Genomic DNA, 20895 nt, shown 5'->3' on the forward strand with positions numbered 1-20895 from the left:
CCCGCCGCAACATTTTTGGTTTTTATATCGTGGTGAAGTTGGATTAGATGAAGATTTGTATCGTATTCAATCAATTCACACAGAGCATCACACAACTACCTGTCATGTTAGGACTAAGGCTAATAGCTTTAGTCCTAACAAAAAAATCAATGGTTTAAAAATGAACGACAATCAACGGGATGAAAACAATCTTGAAAGACGGCAAGATCTAAGACAAGACGAAGAGACTTTTCGTCTTAGACAAGAGGAAGATCGTCTAGGAAAGGCGCAGCGCAGTGGTATTTATTATTGGATAGTTAATACTATTTATTGGCTGGGAGGAATAATAGAACTATTACTGATGTTAAGGTTTGTATTGCGTTTGTCTGGGGCTAATACTCAAAATGAATTTGCTAGATTCATTAATAACTTATCCGCACCATTTATTGCTCCATTTTCTACTTTATTTATTAGCCCTACTTCAGATGGTGGCGCGAACATATTTGATTTGAATATTATAATTGCAATTATCGCCTATGCAATTTTGAGCTATCTGCTGATTTCCTTAGTCAGATTTATTTTTTATAATAGAGTATAAGCACAACGTTTCGCGATTTACAGCAATTTACGATCAACCGAACCACAATAATTTTTTTAAAAGTGTTGCTTTACAACACTTTTAAAAAAATTATTGGTTCGGGTTTGAGCGCAAAGCGCTATAGGAAAATCCTAATAACTTTATTGAAAATATTGCTTAGCAATATTTTCAATAAAGTTATTAGGATTTGTTTAACAGAAAAATTTTGTGGAGGAGTGTGAATGCAAGATATAAAGATAGGGAGGCTAAATTGCTAGATCACTCATTTTGGTTTTATGGTGTTGCTTTTTTTGGAATTATTCTCGGCAGATATTTTCTGGTGGCGGGGGGAACGTATTTGTGCTTTTATTGGCTCTTGCGTCAGTCTTTAGAGGAACAAAAGCTACAACAGAATCCTTCTTGGCAATCGATTAAACGGGACATTGAACTTTCTGTACTTTCGGCAGCCGTGTTTGCGATCGCCTCAGCATTGATCGTATCGGGATATGGTTGGAACCTCACACTCATCTACAGCGATCCACAACAGTATGGACTTTGGTATCTAGGTATAAGTTATGGTCTAGTGTTGATTCTGCAAGATGCCTATTTCTATTTCACTCATCGCTTATTTCACCACCCATCACTTTTTCATTGGTTACATCAGGGGCATCACCGATCTCGCTATCCCACTCCTTGGACATCCTTTGCATTTGATCCTTTAGAGGCGATCATTAGCTCTCTTTTTTTAGTCGGTATTGTCTTGATCATTCCACTACATTTCATTACTCTAATTGCAGTGCTGACTACAATGACGATCTGGGCAGTGTTAAATCATCTAGGAATTGATCGATTTCCTCTATCATTTCCTCACCATTGGCTAGGTAAGTGGTTCATTGGTCCAGCCCATCATTCGATCCATCATCTCAAGTACACTTTCCATTATGGTCTTTATTTCACCTTCTGGGATAGGTTCTTAAATACTCAAGACGCTAGTTATGAGAGGAGATTTAATGAACAATCTTCTAAGAAATAATATGTAGCTAAGCAAAATTAAATCAAAAACCAAGACCAATAACTGTACCGCCCACTGCGCGGGCGGTACAGTTATTGGTCTTGGTTTTTGATTTTGCCAATGTACTTAAAGAGTGATGTGCATAACACATCACTCTTTATTTAGTGATTACGATTTGTATCGTATTCAATCAATTCATTCAGAAAATCAAACGGTCGGCTGTCACAGTGGTCTTAGAACTCCAGAGTTATTAATTTGACTCTGGCAAATAGTTCTCAAACCAAATTAAGGAGTCAATCATGAGTTTAGAAGATAGAGCTAAAGCAACAGCTAAAAATGTTGAAGGCAAAGTGCAAGAAGCAGTCGGGGATCTGACTGGTGACACTAAAAATCAGGTAGAAGGCAAGGCAAAGCAAGCTGAGGCAAAAGTTCGCCATGCTGCTGAAGATGTCAAAGACGAAGTCAAGAAAGTTATTGACTAGTAGTTTTTTGCTATAGCATCTTGCGGTTCAAGATTGTGTCCCCGACTTTGACGTGGACACAATCTTGAATATCTCGATCGCAATACTAATTCCCGAAAGTATGATTGTCTTTCAATAAATTAAAACCCTTGCTGGGCTTGGGTTTTAATTTATTGAAAATAGGATTGTCATTTTGAGAATTGGTATAAAACCATCCCATCATAATTATTTTTTATGACTAAACAGAAGTTGACGGACAAAGAAATTACCACAGCGATCGCAAAACTACCTGAGTGGAAAGTTGTTGATGGAAAGCTAAATAGAGCTTTCAAGTTTGATAGCTTTGTCGCTGCTTTTGCCTTTATGACCAAAGTGGCTTTTGCTGCCGACAAAATGGATCACCACCCCGAATTGTTTAATGTCTATAACCGTGTAGTAATTGATTTAGCTACCCATGATGTAGATGGCATCAGTAATCTAGATATTGATTTAGCTCAAAAAATCAATGATTTGTAGATGAGATGGGTGGCGCTTTGCGCCACCCATCTCATCTACAGGATATTAAATTTCTATCAATTCACTCTAACTAGTAAAGAGAAAATTATGTTAAATCTAATCTGGACTGGCGTTGGTGTACTTCTTATTCTCTGGGTTTTAGGATTCTCAATCAACATTGGTGGCGGCTTAATCCATATACTTTTGGTTTTAGCCGTGATTGGAGTTGTCTACAACTTATTGATAGGGCGAACAATCTAATCAGCGGGTATTCAACTAGAGGTTAGGATAGGCAGCGCAAAGCGCTGCCTATCCTAACCTCTAGTTGCTGCCATATTAAGTAATACTAGGAAATCATGAAGACTAATACACAAAAAGCATTTGAGTTGGATGGAAAAGTAGTTGGAAAGATACTTAGAGGATCTGAATTTCCTCAGTCTCCCGATCGTCCAGATCCAATTGGAACCCTATCCACCGATATTTCTTTTGAGGGAATAGTGATCGAAAAGGCTGAGAAAGTAGTTTTTAGAATTACTGAGGTCAATGATCATGGAAATAAGCAGATTGATCAGGTTCGAGAGCGAGGAACACAAGCTATTAACATTGGTCAAATCTTTTCTGTAGATGAGTTGACTGGATGGGATATTCGAGCTGTTTAATATAAATAAATCAAAACCAAAAAAATAATGGCGGCGCTTCGCGCCGCCATTATTTTTTTGGTTTTATATCCTAGACAAAATTTGCATTGATATAACAAACCCAGTAAGTTTTTTGAAAATTGGTAATATTTATTATTTCTCGCGAACGAATAGTAAAGGAATAACAGCTACTAAACGCAGAATTGCGGAGAGAAAAAATACACCAAAGATTCCTTCATAATGAGCGTTCTGCGCTAAGATTCCACCTACTGTCGTTCCTAGAGCACTACCTATACCTGCGATCGCAGAGGCGATCGCAAAGAACGTTGCATGATGTTGAATCGGGGCGATCGCAATCTGGATGTTATTACTTCCTAAATCAATTGCCGCCCAAGCTCCACCCAAAAAGAGATGAAATATTAGTAAATAGATCCATAACTGTGATTGGACTTGGGGTATTCCTGTGAACAACCAAAATAACGGCGTAATCGCGATCGCTAGCCCAGCAAATATTAATAAAGGTCGATTGCCAACGCGATCGCTTAGTCTTCCCCATACTAATAACATCAGCATATTTGCACCACTGCCTAGACTGCTAAACAGAGTTACCCAAGTTATATCAACACCAAGATTTTCTAACATATAGAGATTAAAAAATGGTGTGCTGAGGTTAACCGCAAATCCCCAGAATGCGAAATAGATTAGAAAAACAATCAGATTGCGATCTTTAAATGGAGAGATTAAATTATTAATCAAACCATTGAATAGATCTGCTAGATAATTCGTTTGATCACTTTCAGGCTCGTATTCTACTTGACAGGGAGTTTGATATTTTTGAGGATTAATATCGATCATAAATTGCTGACAGGCTAAACTCGCTAAACCTGCGAGGATGCTAATACTTAAGACAATTCCATAACCTGCGATCGCACCACCTTGCCAATAGGAAACAACAAAACTCGCGATCGGTAGACAAAGCAAACTCACGATATTACTGACAACATTACGAATGCTGTAATATCGCCCACGCAGTTTTGACGGAACTAATGCCGCCAGCCAACTCATCCAAGAAGCGCTACCTAGCGCTGCAAAAATGCTGGAAGCAACAACCAAAGTTAAGGTCAAATACACAAGTTGTTCGGAGACCCCGGCATTTGCACCTTTAAAGATAAGACATACAAGTAGAACTAGCCAAAGTAGTCGAGATGGTAAAAATGTCCAAATTCCATAATCATGACGACTATAAGAGCGATTAGATAATAATGCTCCTAGCGGCTGTAAGAGATTTGCTAGCATTGGCAGAGACGAGACCATCCCAATTTCAAATGGACTCGCGCCCAAATCCAGCAAAAAGCTACTCAGTAAGACACCCCCAGTAATATTACTAAAAATTGTTGATAAACCACCATCAATAGTCGATGCTCTGAGGCTAGTGCGAACTGATACTTTATGGTCTTTGTCTACTTCTTTAGTGTGCGTTTCAATTGTCAAAACAAACCTACAATTGCTCTTATCTAGTTTAGGACTTACGCAAAAATGGCTTAAAATCAGCATTTCATCGTAGGGGCAATTCATGAATTGCCCCTACATTTCGTTCTTTTGCGTAAGTCCTATAGTTGCTTCGACAGAATCAATTCTAATTCTAATTTTTGGATTATTGATAAAGATTTACAACATTCTCATACAAATCAAGCAGTTCCATCGTTCTTAAACATCTGGATATACATTATGTCAAACATCTATCTGTAACGATACGTTTGAGTACGTAAATTTTATGTGTCATTATTTAGGAGATCTTAATATATGAACAGTAGGCAACTACCTTCAACATCACGGCGTTCCCTAATCAAATGGGGGATTTATGGACTTGGTGCTCTAACGATCGCGGTTATGCCTAGAGCAATTAATGCCCAAACAAGCAGCCGTGGCAAGACTCTTACATTTAATGCTAATGACATTGGTATTCTCAACTTTGCCTTGTTATTGGAAGAACTAGAAGCTGCTTTTTATGCAGCCGTTGTCAGTTCGGGCAAAATTACCAGCAGCAAAGAAATGGAGTATATGCGATATTTGGGTGGTCAAGAAGCCGCTCATGTCACATTTTTACGCAGCGTTCTAGCTGACCAAGTTCTATTTACTACTCAAGATTTAAGTTTTAACCAATCCACCCTCAATAATCTTCTGGCTAGCCGCGATAGTATTTTAAATACTGCCGTTACATTAGAAGATGTTGGTGTTCATGCTTATAACGGTGCAGGGCCAAGCCTAACCAACCCCGTATTTCTTCTCGCTGCTGGTTCGATCGTTTCTGTAGAAGCCCGACACGCGGCTGGTGTGCGCGCTTTACTCAGTAAACCAACCACAGAACCTGATAGCGATCGCCTTGTTAAGGATGCAGACTTAAATTCTACACTCAATCCATTTAAAGGACGAGCTTATGACGAACTATATACGCCGAAACAAATTGTCGCCATTGTTGGTTCGCTAAATATACTCAACAATTCTATTGGTGGGTCTCTAGTTGCTTAACTAAAGCGCTAACCATGGGTTCACCCTCAAATTATTCACTTCCAAATACAGTTGCAAATATATTCATACAGAAGGTCGCAGACGATATGACATCTTACTACGTCACTTTGAGAATGAGCCTCAAGAACCTAGCTTGTAGAGCCATACGCCCTATCAAGTTCAGCTTGGCACTTATTCCTTTACTATTTTTGTTCTTGTTCTTCAGTCCACCTGCTCCAGCCTATGCTCAGGATGCAGTGCTAAGCCCTAAAGAAGTAGCAGAATATGCGCTCACCTTAGAAAAGCTTGAAGCAGACTTTTACCGCCGTGCTGCTGATGCGTCTGTAAATGGAGGTTTAGTCTCGGCACCTCAAATTGCCAAAGATGCGATCGCTTCTTATGGCGAAGATGAAGCTAAACATGTAACTGATCTTTCGGCTGCATTACGCTCTATTGGTGGTCAACCTGAAGCAATTAAAATTCCTGCAAATCCCAACTATAGTGCGATCTTAGGTCGCGATCCTTTTGCTAATCCTACCGATTTTCTATTGGCAGGTCAATATGTGGAAGATCTTGGCGTGGCGGCTTATAAAGGACAGGTTCAGAATTTGCTTGCCGCAGGTGATGCAGGTAAACCGATTTTAGCGGCTGCCTTGGAAATCCATAGCGTAGAAGCTCGTCATGCTGCTGGCATCAGATTTTTACGCCAGATGCTGTTAGGAGCAGATGTACGTCCTTGGATTGCGACTAATGCAAGTCCTAGTGAAGTGATCTATAACGAGAATCGCTCTGGTTCTCCAATTCCATTTAATCTGGATGCTTTTGATGGTTATGCGACTAGAGATGAGGTACTTGCTTTAGTCGGCCCCATTTTAAATGTCGCTACTAATCAACCAAGTGAAGTACCCACCACTCCAACTACAAATGAACCTCCAGCACCAGTTCGGGGTTTATGGTAAGCAATAGCCGTAGGTGCTATTCATGAATAGCACCTACGGCAAAACTCTTATATAACATGGGAAACATTAACTATGCCTAATCCAGTTAAAGAAAAGATTACAACCAATCTCACCAAGGCAAAGGGAGAAGGTAAGATTCGGGCTGAACACATTCGCGAAATTGTCAAAGATGCGGTCGGACAGACAGTAGCTGAGCTAAGAGAAGGCAGTGGTGAGATCGGTTTGATTGTCAAAGATGCTATTTCTACGATAATTGCTGACTTGAAAGGAAGTGGAAAGGACACCACCGAGAAAATCACGGCTTCTATTGAAGGAGCCATCGAAGGAAGCACTTATCATCGACAGCAAGCACTCAATCAACGCCGAGCGAAACTGTTAGAGATTCAAACTCAATTGGATTGGCAGCAGGAACAATTGGATCGCGAAAGTAGTGAAATCCTGATTGATATCAAAGATTCAGAATCGAATAATCTGATTGATGACGATTCAGCAGCGATTAATCTTGCAGTCGATACTGTCCAAGAACATCAAGAGTCGGGAATTTTGCAAGAGCAATATCTCAAGCTCAAAGCTCAACTTGCCAATTTAGATATAAAACTTGCCATTCGTTATGGCGATCGCTACAACGAGATTAAGCAACAATGGGAAAACGCTAAAACTTGGTATGGCAAGCAAAAGACCGAAGCAGAAGCAAGCGATACAACGCCTTTGCAGCAAAAAGTTACCGATATTGAAACTAATATCGGTGAGCTTGGTACAGCCGCAGCCCGTAAAGAGCAAGAAGTTAAACAGCATTTACAAGACCTTTGGGAAAGTAAGGGTGTTGGCATTAAGCATTGATTTAGTAGGGGTAATTCATGAATTACCCCTACTAAATCAATTAGCCGACAACTAATATTTTTGTTAAAAGTACGGCTTCGCAGTACTTTTAACAAAAATATTAGTTCTGCTTTTAGCGCAAAGCATTGTAATCGATCAATCAGATTAATTCCATTTCATTGCAAAGAGTACTCAACTATGAAACTAATCCAAATTGTTTTCGCAATTCTACTTCCACCCCTTGGGGTTTTCCTAACTTACGGCTTCAGTACTACTTTTTTAATCAATATTGGGCTAACTCTATTGGGTTGGGTTCCAGGCATTATTCACGCTATTTGGGCAATTACTAAACAGCAAGACCAATAGATCGTGCAGCATGAAGCGCAGCATGATCTTCACCTTACCAACAAACATCGGGAGAAAAAATATGGTTGGATACTTTGTAACGATACTGGCAACGGCTCTAGGACTTCTAGTTGTCGATATGGTTGTGCCAGGTGTAGATATTGCGAATTTCCCAGCGGCTTTAATCGCAGCGGTCGTGATTGGATTTGTCAATGCTTTTATTGGACCAGTTGTTAAACTTCTGTCTCTACCAATCACCTTTATTACTTTAGGATTATTTTCGTTTATTGTAAATGGAATATTACTCTGGTTGGCTTCGATTATCGTTCCTGGGTTTACGATGAATGGACTATTAGCCTTGATTTTAGCTCCAATTGTTCTATCTTTTGTTAGTACTTTCTTGAACAAGTACTTTGTTGAGAAAGGAGTCGGCTAGTATGAACATTTTTTATTATGTTCGGAAAACATTATTAGTCTTAGCTTTAATGCTGATTTTGACCTTCACAAGTGCTTGTGGATCTTCTCAAACTAAAACTTCTAATCCAGTAATGACGAATCAGAATTCGGAGTATAGTCAATTAGAGCGCGGCAATTCTGCCGCAGGTCAGGATTTTGGCGATTGGGTGATTAAGACTGGTCAAGGCTTGATTAAGGATGCTTATGTGCGCGATCGCAACAAGCTAGGAGTCGTGATTTCGCCTAAAGTTTTACCAACTGAAGTAAAAGCTTTAACCAAATCATTAGTCCAAGGTTTCCGACACAATTCCCCTAATCAAGACCTAACTATTTTAATCTATGCTCCTGATAAGAAGCTAATTTTAACTGCTCGATATGATACTCAGTCCCAGCAAATTGATTATCAGCAAGCAAGTTAAGAGTAAGTAATGTGAGGCGCAAAGCGCCTCACATTACTCAATTTTGATTGATATTTTACTTGAGATAAATTATGGATAATCAAAACACAACTTCCATTAATCCCAATGATTCCTATGATGCTTATTGGCGAGAGAATCATGGTACTCGTCCTTACATTGACAAAAAGACTCCCTATGCAGACTATCAACCTGCTTATCAAACTGGGCATGAAGGCTACGATCGCTATCTTGGCAAGAGCTTTGATGAAGCTGAAGCAGAACTCAAACTAGACTATGAAGCAATTTTAGCCCAAAAAGCTGAGACGGGATTAGCTTGGGTCAAGGTTATAGATGCAGTTCGAGATGCTTGGGACAAAGCAGGAACTACTTAAGAAAGCATTTGAGAATTACTTTCTGGCGCTAAAAACTCTAAGAGATCCCCCTCAAACCCCCTTAAAAAGGGGGATTGAGGGGGATCTAGACAATTCTTAAATGGTCTCTAAAGACCCAGCAAGGTTTTTGAATCCTCAAAATGGCAACGCCATTTTGAGGATTGGTATTAGCTCTTTTGAATCATTTATTAACATAATAACTATGCCAAACACTAGCGATGAATATAAAAACCAAGTCATGAAAGATTTGGCAGAGGGAAACAAAGAAATTCTCCCTGAAGAGTCAGAAAATTATCAAAACTTTGATGATTTTGCCCAAAGATCTTCCCGCGAAGAACGCCGCAATCTATTTAGCGATCTCTTTCAGAAAGATCGTATTACTCCAGCAGAAATGGAGCCAGAATTACAAAAGGCGGTCGCAGGGATTCACCCCAACCAACGAGATGACGTAGCCAGAGAATTCTTCAAACATCTAAAAAAGCGTGGTCTGAATGAGCGTGCTATTGAACAGCAATTAGGATTGTCTAGCCATAATCCTAGCCGCATGACATCAGATGATGTTGCTAAGTTGGCTAGTTTTACTTACCACTCGCATCCTGATATTTTCCAAGAAGTTTTGGCAATTCAACCTGCACTTGTAAAATTCCTGAGTAATCCTCTTGTGGGAGCTGCGTTAGGTGCGATCGCGGCTAAATGGTTTGGTCGGAAATAACCCCAATCTTCAAAATGGCAACTCCATTTTGAGAATCCAAAAACCTTACTGAATTTGATTTTTGATCCTCGAAACTGTGGCCACACCTTCGAGGATTGGTATAACCACTAGTGACAGAAAATGCGTTTTCCCTCATTCAATTTTGTCAATCTATTCAGAGGCTCAAGGAATACAATTCCTTCGGAAAATGGAAGTGCTGACATTAGCAATCACCGTATTGATGCTTTAGTCGATGCTTTTTTCGCGATCGCATTAACTCTGCTAGTACTAGATATCAAAACATTTCATGTAAATTCAGATGCCGAATTGACTCAGGAGCTGATTGCACTTATCCCGAAGTTTTTCACTTACTTTCTTAGTTTTATGATCTTGGGGCTACTGTGGTTTGAGCATCAAATGGTATCGCACTATATTTCACGATCTGATCGTGCTCATATTTGGCTCAACCTATTATTTTTGATGTCAATTTCATTAATTCCTTTTTCAGCATCATTGTTAGGAGAAAACCTTTCTCATCGTTCAGCAACTACTTTTTATGGCATAAATCTCTTCGTTACTGGAGTAATTCAATATTTAGATTGGGAATATGTAACTCGAAAAAATCGTTTGATTGATGAAGGTCTAAATCGAAGGCTAGTCCGCTCTGTCCAAAAAACATTTTTATTGGTTCCACTCAGCTATGCGATCGGGATTGAAGCTTCATTCTTTAGTATTTCAGTGAGTATAGCCCTTTACGGTTTAGCCACACTTGCAGGAGCATTAAGAATGAATGCAATTTTTCATCAATCCCACAAGTTCGATCAACAAAACCAAAAAGAATGAAAGTGCGGCTTTGCGGCACTTTCATTCTTTTTGGTTTTGAGCACCTAAGCTTCGATGATTACGCGGACATTGCCGCGTTTTTTGCTGACTCGACATGCCGTAGTATCTCCAGAACGCTCAAACTCTAGATCTAGCAAGGTCTGTCCAATCCGTAAATTGTGAATCGATAGATGGCTAATAGAACTTAGCAAACAGGGATCGATAATGTGAAGTTTATTATTGGGAGCATCAGGTGCAAAATTGACCATGATCGAAATCAATTGAAATATTGTTCCCGTTGCCCAAGCTTGGGGTGAACAAGCGACAGGATACTGCACTGGCAAACTAAAACCATCATGCTCATAGCCACATAATAGCTCAGGGGGACGGTTATAGGGTTGGGCAATCGTCATATCAATTAAGCCTTGCGTAATCCGCAGTGATTGCTTCACCAAATTATGCGATCGCATACCAAGGGCAATCAGACTATTATCATGGGGCCAGACAGAACCAATATGATACCCCATCGGATTATAGGCAGGAGAGAGACTACTAAGAGTACGAATTCCCCAACCATTAAACATATCAGGCGCATTTAAACGCGCCGCTACAGAGATCGCTTTTTCGTGATCGAAGATGCCTAAATTTAAGCAATGTCCGGGGTTAGAAGTAATACTATCAACTGGTTTACCTCGTCCATCAAGAGCCAGAGCGCAATAATCTTGATCGAGCATCCAAAAATCTTGATTGAACCGCAATTTTAAATCTCTTGCTTGCGATCGCCAGAGTTCAGCTAAATCAAATAATTGCCTTTTCTCGGCCACCTCACTCATGCGGATCTTTGCCGCATAAACATAGCCCTGCACCTCACAAAGGGCGATCGCCCCTTCAGCAAGTTCTCCCTTGCTATTGACAATACAATTCTCAGAATCTTTCCAGCCTTGATTGAGTAAACCTTTTTTAGAGGCGCGATGGTAAATGAGATAGCCCGTTTCTTGACAGTTGCGATCGATCCACGCCATCGCTGAAAGCGCATTTGGCCATAGCCGATCTAACGTTGTCTGGTCAGTAGTCCAAGCAAAATATTCGGCATAGAGCATTAACCAAAGAGGAGTAGCATCAACAGTACCATAGTAAGGAGTATGGGGGATTTCGTGACAACGAGCCATCTCTCCAAGCCTGATTTCATGGAGTATTTTCCCTTTCTGTTCATCGCGCCATTCATTATCAACTTTGCCTTGGAAGTGAGCTAAAATCGAGAGTGTATCACGGGCGATCGTGGGGTCTAAAATTAAGGTTTGAGATGCCGAAATGATCGAATCTCTTCCAAATAAAGTCGAGAACCAAGGAACTCCCGCCGAGAGAAAATTATTCTTTTCTGATGTTTGTCTTAGCAAATAAATATCCTGTACAGCGCGATCAATCACTTGATTCAGAGATTTATTATCAGTTTGAATTTTGGTGATTTGCTCCGTCCAGAGTTTCTCTTCTAATAACTCCTCCGTTTTTGCCTGTGCAAATGTTTCAGGGATATTGACAATTGAAGTCGGGCGATTATTAGTAAATAAATGAATCCGATATCCCAAAGTTCTAGATTCATGAGCCGCCAAATCTAAATGCCAGATAGCCGTATAGCTTTGAATTTCTTGAGGCTGAAAAGAACTAAATTGAATCCGCGATTCCATCAAAGAACCATCTAATCCTTCATAGGCGAGAACTATTTCTTTAGGTAATGCTTCAGAAGATTTCTGATCTAGATTTGGCAAATAGTGTAGGAAACTGCCCCTTTTCTCACGCTTAGATCCTCGCACTTCAAATAAATCTAAGAAATCAGCATCAAAGCTTAGACTAAGGGTAAAACTAACTGGATGTGTATTGTAGTTAGTTATTGTGGTCTCCTCAAAAAAACCACCTTTGATCACAATTTCTCGATGGATGTCTATGGTTTCTGCTTTAATTTGACCATCTTTTTTATTGTCAATCTCCGGATTTGAGCACAAAACTGTCATCGCAAAGCCTTTGCGAGCCGTGCTGCTAAAAGCAATAGGCGATCGCCCATCAATTTGTAGTTCTAAACGACTAAGAAACCTTGTATCGCGACAAAATAAGCCCATGCTGTCTTCAAGCCCACCGATGCGACAGCTAAGGTCAGAAATATTTCCCAATGTATCAGTAATCAAGAATAAATCATCATCTTTCAAGGTCAGCGTAGAAATAGGATGTTCACCAATTACACAAATCCATGGTGTAATTAGCGTTTTATCGATAGGAATATATTTTCTCCCATCAACTTCAATTGTAGCGATTTCAATGGTTTCAGGCATTATGTTGTGGGGATATTAATTTCTTGATTTTAGAACTCATATAAGAATTGTCTAGATCCCCCCAGCCCCCTTAAAAAGGGGGGAGAATTTAATTCTTCCCCCTTTTTAAGGGGGATTGAGGGAGATCTCTTAGGGCTTTTGACCACAGAAAGTAATTCTTAAATGGTTTCTTAAGAATTAAGATTGTCGGCGCAAAGCGCCGCCAATCCAGTTCAGGCTGACTTATTCATGATTGGCATTTTGTAACTCCAAGCCTGCTCATGCATAATCGATCGCGCCAAAACATGACGATAAAGTTCACTCAACTGAATGGTTACTCCAGTCCAACTAAATCGCTGATTGACATTTGCTGATGCTTGCTTCCGCATTTTTCTGACCCATAACTCATCAAAAAGAATCCGATGAATACCGTTAGCAAAAGCTTCGACATCTTTCGGCTCAACTAAAAGCCCAGTTTCTTCAGGAATGATCGTGAATTTCAAACCACCCACATTTGAAGCGACCACAGGTACACCGCAAGCCATTGCCTCGATCGCCACTAGCCCAAAGGGTTCATAGTGGCTAGGAATCACACAAACATCAGCGGCAGTATAGTAAAGCGGCAAAATATCATGCCCAATCCTACCTGTAAAAATCGTGGAATCCGTCAATCCTAATTCATCTACAATATTTTCAATCCTTTTTCTCTCATCACCATCAGGCATATCTATGGAACTTCCACCGACAATGATCAGCTTGAGATTTTGGATATCCTGTTCTTTTAATAGCGCAAAAGCTCTCACCAAAGTCTCAATACCTTTCCGTTCATCAAATCTACCAACATAGAGAACTACTTTCTCAAGGCTCCCTAATTTCAATTTTGCCCGTGCATGAGTTTTAGATGTCAACCGAAAGTTATCAGTATCAGTTCCGCAAGGAATAATCTCAATTTGACCAAGGGTCGAAACAAGCGATCGCAAAGTTTCTTGCTCTTGAGGACTAGTTGCCACAACACAATTAGCCCGTTCTAGAATCTCGCGCTCAATCCTCAAACGAATACTCGCAACTTGCGGGATTTTAACCTGAGATTGATATTTCACGGCTCCTAAAGAATGATAAGTATGTACCAACTGGATACCACTAGTTTTTTGCAACTCCATTCCAGCCCAAGCAGACAGCCAGTAATTAGTATGAACCAATGGATAATTTAAACCTTGAGTCCTTTGAAATGATTGAAATGAACTCACAAACTCTGGCATATGTTCAAACAATTTATCTCTAGGAATATATGCTTCGGCTCCAGCTTTGAGTCGGATCGTTCGGCAATAAGGCGAATGCTGAACAATATCTTGATCGTCAGCACAGACTTTGCGAGTAAACATATCCACCTGCCAACCCAGTGCGGCAAGAGTCTCGCCAATATGGCGCACATATACATTTTGTCCGCCCGCTTCTTCCCGACCAACATCTGCCGCAGGGTCAGCATGATCGGAAATGAGTGCGATCGCCTGTCTATTTAAACTAAGCATAATATTTCTCTCCTTTTTTTATTTAGAGACTGGTCAGCGCAACGTGCCGACCAGTCTCTAATGAGTTCCTATTGCATTACTAGATCTCGCTTTTGACCGTTTCGAGAGTATTTTGCTCCCAAAATCTTCTGATAGACAGCTTCATATCCATCTGTCATCCGTTTTACGGTGAAATTAATCAGGACATGTTCTCGACAGTTATAGCGATCTAACTTGGCTACCTTCGCGATCGCATCTATACACTCAACAACGGTATGGCAAAGAAATCCACTCACTCCATCGGCAATCACTTCAGGTGCTGAACCCAAACTCATCGCAATTACAGGTGTCCCAGTGACCATCGACTCAATCATCACTAGTCCAAATGGCTCTTTCCATGTAATCGGAAAGAGCGTTGCTACGGCTCCACCCATGAGAACGTTTTTTTGCTGATGATTAGCCTCGCCTAGAAATTCGATCTGTTTTCCATCAATATGGGGTCGAATTTTTTGTTCAAAATATTCTAAATCTATGGGGTTAGGATCGATTTTTCCAGCCATCTTCAGATGCCATCCAGATCGTTTCGCAATTTCAATTGCTAAATGCGCTCCCTTTTCAGGTGACATTCTACCCAAAAAAGCCAGATACGGTGGATGCTCTGGCTGGGGATAAAAGCTAAAAGTGTTCGTGTCAATACCGTTATAAATGGTAGATACATAGTTTAGCCCTAAACTCATATCCCTCTGTGAATTAGAAATACTGATGAAGGGTTGTTTACGCACATGAGTAAATAGCTTCTCATTATCGGCAGTAAAGATACCATGCAGCGTATGAACTGTAGGCGTTTTTACTAGATTTGAGTAGGGAAGCGCTACGCAACCGACATGGGAATGAATAATGTCAAATTGATCGGCATTCTCATAGACCCGCGCCATATTGAGCATGTCGTAGATAGTTGGATCTTTAACACTAGTATCTAAACGCAAAGCTCTGGGATGAACTGATTCTAATTTTGCTGAGGTCGTAGAGTCACCTGACGCAAATAAAGTGACCTCATGTCCACGCTTGACTAGCTCTTCTGTAAGCAAACTTACTACGAGTTCAGTGCCTCCATAAGCTGGGGGAGGAACCTGCTCCCATAGTGGTGAAACTTGGGCAATTCTCATTATGAATCTCCTGTTTATAACTTTTATCACAGGCGATTACGGCTGCTTCTAAAGGTTGTTGTCTTACTTAAGGAAACTATATCTGAGCAATGTTTTAGATAATGTATATCTAAAACATTGGATTATATGAGTTGTATATGAATGTATTAAAACTTTATAGAGAAGGAAATCTTAAAGCCCAAAAAAGCAAAACGCCCGCTAAGCGGGCGCTTTGCTTTTTTGGGTTTTAGTCTTGTATTACGCCAAGGTACGCAACTCAGATTTGCTTTTCAGCCGTCACAACTCCAAAAATACCATTGGGTTCCATTTGCACCTGAAAGTTTTGAAAACCAGCCGCTTCAGCCCATTGGCGAATGAGTTCCCAAGAGCGCACCCGCATTACCCAAGGAAGTCCAGTATGAGCTGGCAAAGTGCGAGCAATCATTTCTAGCTGAGGATGTTGCGGCTGAATCGTGAAAATCAGCGTTCCTGATGGATCGAGAATTCGATAGAGTTGCCGAAAGTGATTTTTAATCAGTGCGTCATTTGGCAAAATCTCATGTAGTCCTGAAACAATTACCAAGTTTGGTCTTGGCAACACCCGATCAAGATCTTCGTCATTGAACGCATCAGCCTGTTCGATCTGAGCGGTAACTCCGAATTGCGTCGCTAACTGACGAGCCTTGGTAACATTCTCTAATTTGTAATCACGCAAGGTGGCAACGATCGCATAATTTTCAAATTCTTGCAACACCTCTAGATCGTAGCGACCACCACCACAAGCAACATCCAACAAATGACAAGGAATATTTTGTTGTTGATAGGACTGTAAAACATTGCGAAGTGTGGTTTTCATCAACTGCGATCGCGATCTAATGCCGCGCCATCCCTGAGAGTTGAGATAGAACCAGTCAATGAGAGTTCCTAGAGGTGTAAGGCCCTTGGGCTGATTTTTATAAACATACTCCAGCATCACACCAGAATCAAAGCCATACTGAAAGCCGATCTGAATGCCTTGCGATAGTTTGCCAATGGTTTTGAGAGAGAGATTCATCAATCCGTAGTACCAAGCTTTAGGATTCCAGATCGGTAGGGGAAGCAAGAGTTGTTCGTAGGTGGGGAATGATTTTTGTAGCATGAAAACCTCTGGGGGGTGAAAAAGGAAAAAGGAAAAAGGAAAAAGTAGATTGAATAAGGCTTAGTAGTAGCCCTGCACTCAAGTGCGGGCTAAAAGCTAAAACCCGTTGAAACGGGTTGAATTTCTTCAGTCGGTTTCAAACGACTTTAGCTTTTAGCCAAGAACTTGAGTTCTTGGTTTATCTTTCTGCTGATAGCGCCTGTACACGCTCTGTTAGTTGCTGGAGAAAGGTTTGTTTTTGTCCATTCCAGTACATAGCTTCACCAATGCAGATCGAGCAGAGTAATGGGACGATGAGGAAGTCGCCTTTGGGGAGAGCTTTGCCGAGACCATGAAGAAAAATGGGAACAATCGGTACATGAGGATGTTGCTTGGCTAGATGGGAGATGCCACTTCTAAACTCACCGATGCTTTCAGGAGTGCCTCTAGTGCCTTCAGGATAGAGAATAAGAATCTGATTTTCGGCGATCGCATCGGCACAGTTTTTAAAGAAATTGCGATGGTTGCAGCTATTGTCTCGGCAGTTACCCGATTCAGTTGAAACGGGAATAATATGTAGAATGTGACGTGCAAACCATGCTAAGCAAGGATTTTGTTGTAGAAAATATTCTTCATTGGCGACGGGACGAAGATACTGCACCTTTGACAAGGGGAATAGCGACAAGAGAACAAGGGTATCCAGATGGCTATTGTGATTAGCGACTAGAATTGCGGGGCCAGTTGTGGGCAATCTCTCCCGATGTTGGATGCGCAATCCTAGTAAGACTAAGACGATGATTTTTGTGGTCAGAAAGAAGATGACGCTAATAATTTGTTTCATAGCAATTGTCCGTGGAAGTAAAAGTAAACTGTGAAGTGGAAAAACAGAGGAGCGGTGTAAGTGAGGCTATCAATGCGATCCAAGATGCCGCCATGTCCTGGGAGCAGATTGCCACTATCTTTAATGCCCAAATCTCTTTTTAGCGCAGAGATATTCACATCACCGATGAATCCTGTCAGGCTGAGCAGTAGTCCTAGAAAACCAGCATGGATTAAATCAAAGGGAGTTAACCAAGGTGCTAATGCGATCGCTAATCCTGTGGTTGTCAAAATCCCTCCTAGCAATCCTTCTACAGTTTTATTGGGACTGACTTTGGGAATGATTTTATGGCGGCCAAATAGCTTGCCGAAGATATATTGAGAAATATCGTTGATTTCAGTCAGCAGTAATAAATACACTAATAAGCCTGTACCACCGGCGATCGGATTGCCGCTCAGTGGCAGCATGATTAGGTAAGAGAGATGGCTAATCGTATATACATTCAGCATGAGTCCCCAATGAATTGTCCCGATCGCATTCAGAAACCCTTCAGTCTCGCCGTTGAGCAACATGCGCATCGGTAGGAACAGAAACATATAGATGGGAATGAAGATTAAAAACATTCCGTACCAGCCAATGTAAATCCAAAAATATTGGAGGACTATGGCAAGGTAGGCCCAGAGTAAAACTCGGCGATCGCTAAAGCGCGTGGGAATTACAGAGAAATATTCTCGGAGAGCGATAAAACTGAGAAACATAAAAAAGATGATGGAAACGGGATGTTTCAGCAATATGGCGAGGCTAAAAATAGTCACCATCACCCACCAAGATTTGATACGAGCATTTAGTTCGCTATAGTCTGTATCCCAATGACTTAAAGCTAAACCGAGGACGGTAAGGGTGGCGATCGTAAGTAATCCAAAAATTCCAGCGAGAGTATATAACACTGGTGCAGCTAAATTTATTTCCATGATTCAACCTCCTGTAACATTCCTTGAGTGCGATTAATAATTGTCCAAATTTGCAGAAAAATCACTCCAATTAAAAGGATGTTGAGCCATTGAGAAGGAGCAACCCCTAAGCCAAGGAGCAAACCAATTAAGCCAAATACAAAGGCGCGATCGCTTTTGCCCATTGGGCCTTCGTAATGGCGTTTATGGTCAATCTCATAGCCCAAGACCCCGACCATTTCCGAAGCGATCGCTAATATTACAATTCCAACAATCAAGGGAGCAGAAATACCAGCAATTAGAGCAAATGGTAGATAGAGAAAAACATCAGATATGACATCTCCCATCTCATTAAGAATGCAGCCCAATGCTGATTTCTGATTATGTTCGCGAGCCAGCATTCCATCGATCGCATTCAGCCCCATGCGTACTAATAAGGCGATCGGCAGAGAGCAGAGAACCAGTTGCGTCGTGGGCAAAAAAGGATTCGCGAGTTGTGTACTTTGCACAAGTACTAGTCCCGTAACCCCTGACAAAAAAATCGCCGCTCCCGTAACTTGGTTAGGAGAAATTTGCCATGTTGCCAATTGGGTTACTAATGGACGGAGCAGATTTTGAAAGGCTGATTTGGCTTGGTAGATTGAAATCATTAGCTTCTCCGAAAACTCATGAGCTAATCATGCAACCTGTCCCCCTGTAATGAGAATGACTTGATCGAGCAGACTGCGATCGCCTCGAAGTAGATCGAAGTAGGGCGAAGTTTTTTAAATATGTTTATAGACTAGGCGATCACAATTTTTGTGAATAGATCAGCGCCCTCGGTACAAATATATACAAAAGCTGAAAATGGCTACGCCATTTTCAGCTTTTGAAAACCCTTACTGAGTTTGTTTTTTAATTCTCGAAAGTGTCCCCACACCTTCAAAAATTGGTATTACTTGTTTTTTTTGCTAAAATAGCAATCATCATTAACCTTATCTTTTTTTCCTTTTTCCCTTTTCCTTAAAACGTTATGCTAAAACCTATCTCTAATTATTTCACCATCGAAACTGAACAAGAAGACGATACTCGTTGGATTGCTGAAATCTTAGAAATTTCAGGGGTTCTTGTGTATGGCAACTCTCAACAACAGGCAATAACTAAAGCTCAAGCTCTAGCTTTGAGAGTCATAGCTGATAAATTAGAACATGGAGAAATGGCTTTTGGTTTGACGAGTTTTGAATTTGTTGCAGCATAGAGAATTTATCAAATGAGTCACTGGTCATCAGTAAAAGCCAGAAAAGTATTATCTGGGCTAGAAAAAATTGGATGGAAAGTCAAACGACAGTCAGGATCTCACAAAATTTTAGAGAGAGAAGGTTGGGAAGATTATGTTTTTGCTTTTAGAGACAGCGATGAAATTGGGACAAAAATGCTTGCTCGTATAGCGAAGAAAACGGGACTGAAACCAGCAAACCTATAAGTAAATATGCCAATCTCGCCAGCAATTCGTCCCGAAGCCCTTGAACAGTGGCTTCCAGAAATGATCCAACAACATTATGTAGTGTTGCTACTACGGCGTATCGGGATGACGCGGCGCAGAGCCGATTGCTTTGTGCGACTAGCGCTCTACTTATTTTTAAAAGATTGCCAAGCGCGAAAGGTGCTTCCGAAACCACCACTTACAGAGTTATCGTTTCCACAAGGATGGGTTGAATGTAGTTGTCTCGAAGCCGCAGATGTGTTTTACAGCGACAAAGATCGCGGAGGCGATCGCTCGGCGGGGATGATGCTTAATAAGTTGGTTGATCTGGGGCTAATTCAAAAACAGTTTGACGGCAACTGCACCCAAGTAAAAATTCAACCACTGCCAGATCTGCTTAAAAGTGAAACTCTCAACTTAAATATAAGCTTTGAGATCGAGCCATTTGACCCTCGCAGCGATGCAATTCCGATCGCAAATTTGTTAGCTAGTAACTACAACTGGCTCAATCGCAATAACGATGCAGTCACCTATCGCATTGCCAATATTCTCCGCGATTGGGCTAGTCAATATGCGACAGGCTTACGAGTATTGCGTCGTGGTGACAATCAAAACCCTGTTGGGTTTTATGCTTTCTATCCGACTAAACGGGAATCAGAAATAAAGTTTTTTGAGCCTCCTAGTCGCGGACTGCATTTGAGTCAAGTTTCTGATATCGATCCTTTTCAGATGGCTTTGGCAGGAGATGAAACCTGTCAGTCTATTTTTGTGAGGAGTTGGGTGATTGATAGTGAATATCGACAGGCATCTCAGCCTAGCCTTTTGCTAGATTCTCAACAAACTCTCCAGAGAATGCAGCAAGATTTCCCGAATCTATGGGATATGTACACTTTAATCATTCACCCCAATTATGCCGCGTTAGCTGGAGCTTTAGGATTTCAGAAGACTAGTTCCGATCCGAAGATGCCTCTCTATTGGATGTATCAAGCAGTAGATCGCTTTCTCAAACTTGATATGCAAAAATTATAGCCGTAAACC

26 protein-coding genes are annotated in these 20895 nt (G+C 40.9%); 18 read left to right on the top strand and 8 right to left on the bottom strand.

What is annotated here, in order from left to right; genetic code table 11:
* From APA_RS00240 to APA_RS00265, 6 genes are all read left to right on the top strand, one after another.
* A partial coding sequence (locus APA_RS00240) for a YggT family protein (protein ID WP_236579339.1) occupies window positions 1-577 on the top strand: 577 nt, incomplete at its 5' end.
* A 250-nt stretch (window positions 578-827) separates the two neighbouring features.
* A complete protein-coding gene (locus APA_RS00245; protein WP_201320389.1) occupies window positions 828-1589 on the top strand; it encodes a sterol desaturase family protein in 762 nt (253 codons plus the stop codon).
* A gap of 278 nt (window positions 1590-1867) precedes the next feature.
* Window positions 1868-2050, top strand: a complete 183-nt coding sequence (locus APA_RS00250; protein ID WP_201320319.1) for a CsbD family protein — start codon at window positions 1868-1870, stop codon at window positions 2048-2050.
* A 213-nt stretch (window positions 2051-2263) separates the two neighbouring features.
* Window positions 2264-2545, top strand: a complete 282-nt coding sequence (locus APA_RS00255) for a 4a-hydroxytetrahydrobiopterin dehydratase (protein ID WP_201320320.1) — start codon at window positions 2264-2266, stop codon at window positions 2543-2545.
* A gap of 87 nt (window positions 2546-2632) precedes the next feature.
* Window positions 2633-2785, top strand: coding sequence for a lmo0937 family membrane protein (locus APA_RS00260; protein ID WP_201320321.1), 153 nt, complete (start codon window positions 2633-2635; stop codon window positions 2783-2785).
* A gap of 95 nt (window positions 2786-2880) precedes the next feature.
* Entirely contained in the window at window positions 2881-3183 is a 303-nt protein-coding gene (locus APA_RS00265; RefSeq protein WP_201320322.1) for a hypothetical protein, read from the top strand.
* 132 nt (window positions 3184-3315) lie between these two features.
* Here APA_RS00265 and APA_RS00270 read toward each other — a convergent pair whose 3' ends face one another.
* Window positions 3316-4653 (bottom strand): MFS transporter, encoded by a 1338-nt coding sequence (locus APA_RS00270; protein WP_236579341.1) that lies wholly within the window; start codon window positions 4651-4653, stop codon window positions 3316-3318.
* Between the two features lie 312 nt (window positions 4654-4965).
* Between APA_RS00270 and APA_RS00275 the strand changes: the two genes are divergently transcribed.
* The 9 genes from APA_RS00275 (at window position 4966) to APA_RS00315 (ending at window position 10573) form a co-directional block, all read left to right on the top strand.
* Window positions 4966-5691 carry a ferritin-like domain-containing protein gene (locus APA_RS00275; protein WP_201320323.1) on the top strand — a complete coding sequence of 242 codons (726 nt, stop codon included), beginning with the start codon at window positions 4966-4968 and terminating at the stop codon, window positions 5689-5691.
* 86 nt (window positions 5692-5777) lie between these two features.
* Window positions 5778-6629 carry a ferritin-like domain-containing protein gene (locus tag APA_RS00280; RefSeq protein WP_201320324.1) on the top strand — a complete coding sequence of 284 codons (852 nt, stop codon included), beginning with the start codon at window positions 5778-5780 and terminating at the stop codon, window positions 6627-6629.
* 72 nt (window positions 6630-6701) lie between these two features.
* Window positions 6702-7469: a hypothetical protein gene (locus APA_RS00285; RefSeq protein WP_201320325.1), complete on the top strand. Its 768-nt coding sequence runs from the start codon at window positions 6702-6704 to the stop codon at window positions 7467-7469.
* A gap of 177 nt (window positions 7470-7646) precedes the next feature.
* Complete coding sequence (locus APA_RS00290) at window positions 7647-7814, top strand: YqaE/Pmp3 family membrane protein (protein WP_201320326.1); 168 nt, start codon at window positions 7647-7649, stop codon at window positions 7812-7814.
* 61 nt (window positions 7815-7875) lie between these two features.
* Entirely contained in the window at window positions 7876-8229 is a 354-nt protein-coding gene (locus tag APA_RS00295; protein ID WP_201320327.1) for a phage holin family protein, read from the top strand.
* 1 nt (window position 8230) lies between these two features.
* Window positions 8231-8668 (top strand): hypothetical protein, encoded by a 438-nt coding sequence (locus APA_RS00300; protein WP_201320328.1) that lies wholly within the window; start codon window positions 8231-8233, stop codon window positions 8666-8668.
* A 71-nt stretch (window positions 8669-8739) separates the two neighbouring features.
* Window positions 8740-9039, top strand: coding sequence for a hypothetical protein (locus tag APA_RS00305; RefSeq protein WP_201320329.1), 300 nt, complete (start codon window positions 8740-8742; stop codon window positions 9037-9039).
* Window positions 9040-9241: 202 nt separating this feature from the next.
* On the top strand, window positions 9242-9751 hold the full coding sequence (locus tag APA_RS00310) for a hypothetical protein (RefSeq protein ID WP_201320330.1): 510 nt from the start codon (window positions 9242-9244) through the stop codon (window positions 9749-9751).
* A gap of 120 nt (window positions 9752-9871) precedes the next feature.
* On the top strand, window positions 9872-10573 hold the full coding sequence (locus APA_RS00315) for a TMEM175 family protein (protein ID WP_201320331.1): 702 nt from the start codon (window positions 9872-9874) through the stop codon (window positions 10571-10573).
* Between the two features lie 44 nt (window positions 10574-10617).
* On the opposite strand, the gene APA_RS00320 is transcribed toward APA_RS00315, so the two are convergent.
* From APA_RS00320 to APA_RS00350, 7 genes are all read right to left on the bottom strand, one after another.
* On the bottom strand, window positions 10618-12876 hold the full coding sequence (locus APA_RS00320; protein ID WP_201320332.1) for an amylo-alpha-1,6-glucosidase: 2259 nt from the start codon (window positions 12874-12876) through the stop codon (window positions 10618-10620).
* 212 nt (window positions 12877-13088) lie between these two features.
* Complete coding sequence (locus tag APA_RS00325) at window positions 13089-14384, bottom strand: glycosyltransferase family 1 protein (RefSeq protein WP_201320333.1); 1296 nt, start codon at window positions 14382-14384, stop codon at window positions 13089-13091.
* 68 nt (window positions 14385-14452) lie between these two features.
* On the bottom strand, window positions 14453-15529 hold the full coding sequence (locus tag APA_RS00330) for a glycosyltransferase family 4 protein (protein ID WP_201320334.1): 1077 nt from the start codon (window positions 15527-15529) through the stop codon (window positions 14453-14455).
* A 256-nt stretch (window positions 15530-15785) separates the two neighbouring features.
* Window positions 15786-16646, bottom strand: coding sequence for a class I SAM-dependent methyltransferase family protein (locus APA_RS00335; protein WP_201320335.1), 861 nt, complete (start codon window positions 16644-16646; stop codon window positions 15786-15788).
* A gap of 178 nt (window positions 16647-16824) precedes the next feature.
* Window positions 16825-17466, bottom strand: a complete 642-nt coding sequence (locus APA_RS00340; protein WP_201320336.1) for a lysophospholipid acyltransferase family protein — start codon at window positions 17464-17466, stop codon at window positions 16825-16827.
* On the bottom strand, window positions 17463-18416 hold the full coding sequence (locus tag APA_RS00345) for a phosphatidate cytidylyltransferase (RefSeq protein ID WP_201320337.1): 954 nt from the start codon (window positions 18414-18416) through the stop codon (window positions 17463-17465). Before APA_RS00345 ends, APA_RS00340 begins: the two co-directional genes overlap by 4 nt.
* On the bottom strand, window positions 18407-19045 hold the full coding sequence (locus APA_RS00350; RefSeq protein ID WP_201320338.1) for a CDP-alcohol phosphatidyltransferase family protein: 639 nt from the start codon (window positions 19043-19045) through the stop codon (window positions 18407-18409). The genes APA_RS00345 and APA_RS00350 overlap by 10 nt, the downstream gene beginning before the upstream one ends.
* Before the next feature lie 362 nt (window positions 19046-19407).
* On the opposite strand from APA_RS00350, the gene APA_RS00355 reads away from it, so the two are divergent.
* Genes APA_RS00355 through APA_RS00365 form a run of 3 tightly spaced genes read left to right on the top strand, consistent with a single transcriptional unit; the run spans window position 19408 to window position 20886 of the window.
* A complete protein-coding gene (locus tag APA_RS00355; RefSeq protein ID WP_201320339.1) occupies window positions 19408-19632 on the top strand; it encodes a type II toxin-antitoxin system HicB family antitoxin in 225 nt (74 codons plus the stop codon).
* A 12-nt stretch (window positions 19633-19644) separates the two neighbouring features.
* Complete coding sequence (locus APA_RS00360; protein ID WP_201320340.1) at window positions 19645-19857, top strand: type II toxin-antitoxin system HicA family toxin; 213 nt, start codon at window positions 19645-19647, stop codon at window positions 19855-19857.
* Window positions 19858-19863: 6 nt separating this feature from the next.
* A complete protein-coding gene (locus APA_RS00365) occupies window positions 19864-20886 on the top strand; it encodes a hypothetical protein (RefSeq protein ID WP_236579342.1) in 1023 nt (340 codons plus the stop codon).
* Window positions 20887-20895 lie beyond the last annotated feature (9 nt).

It is taken from the genome of Pseudanabaena sp. lw0831, assembly GCF_016584665.1.
GTDB lineage: Bacteria > Cyanobacteriota > Cyanobacteriia > Pseudanabaenales > Pseudanabaenaceae > Pseudanabaena.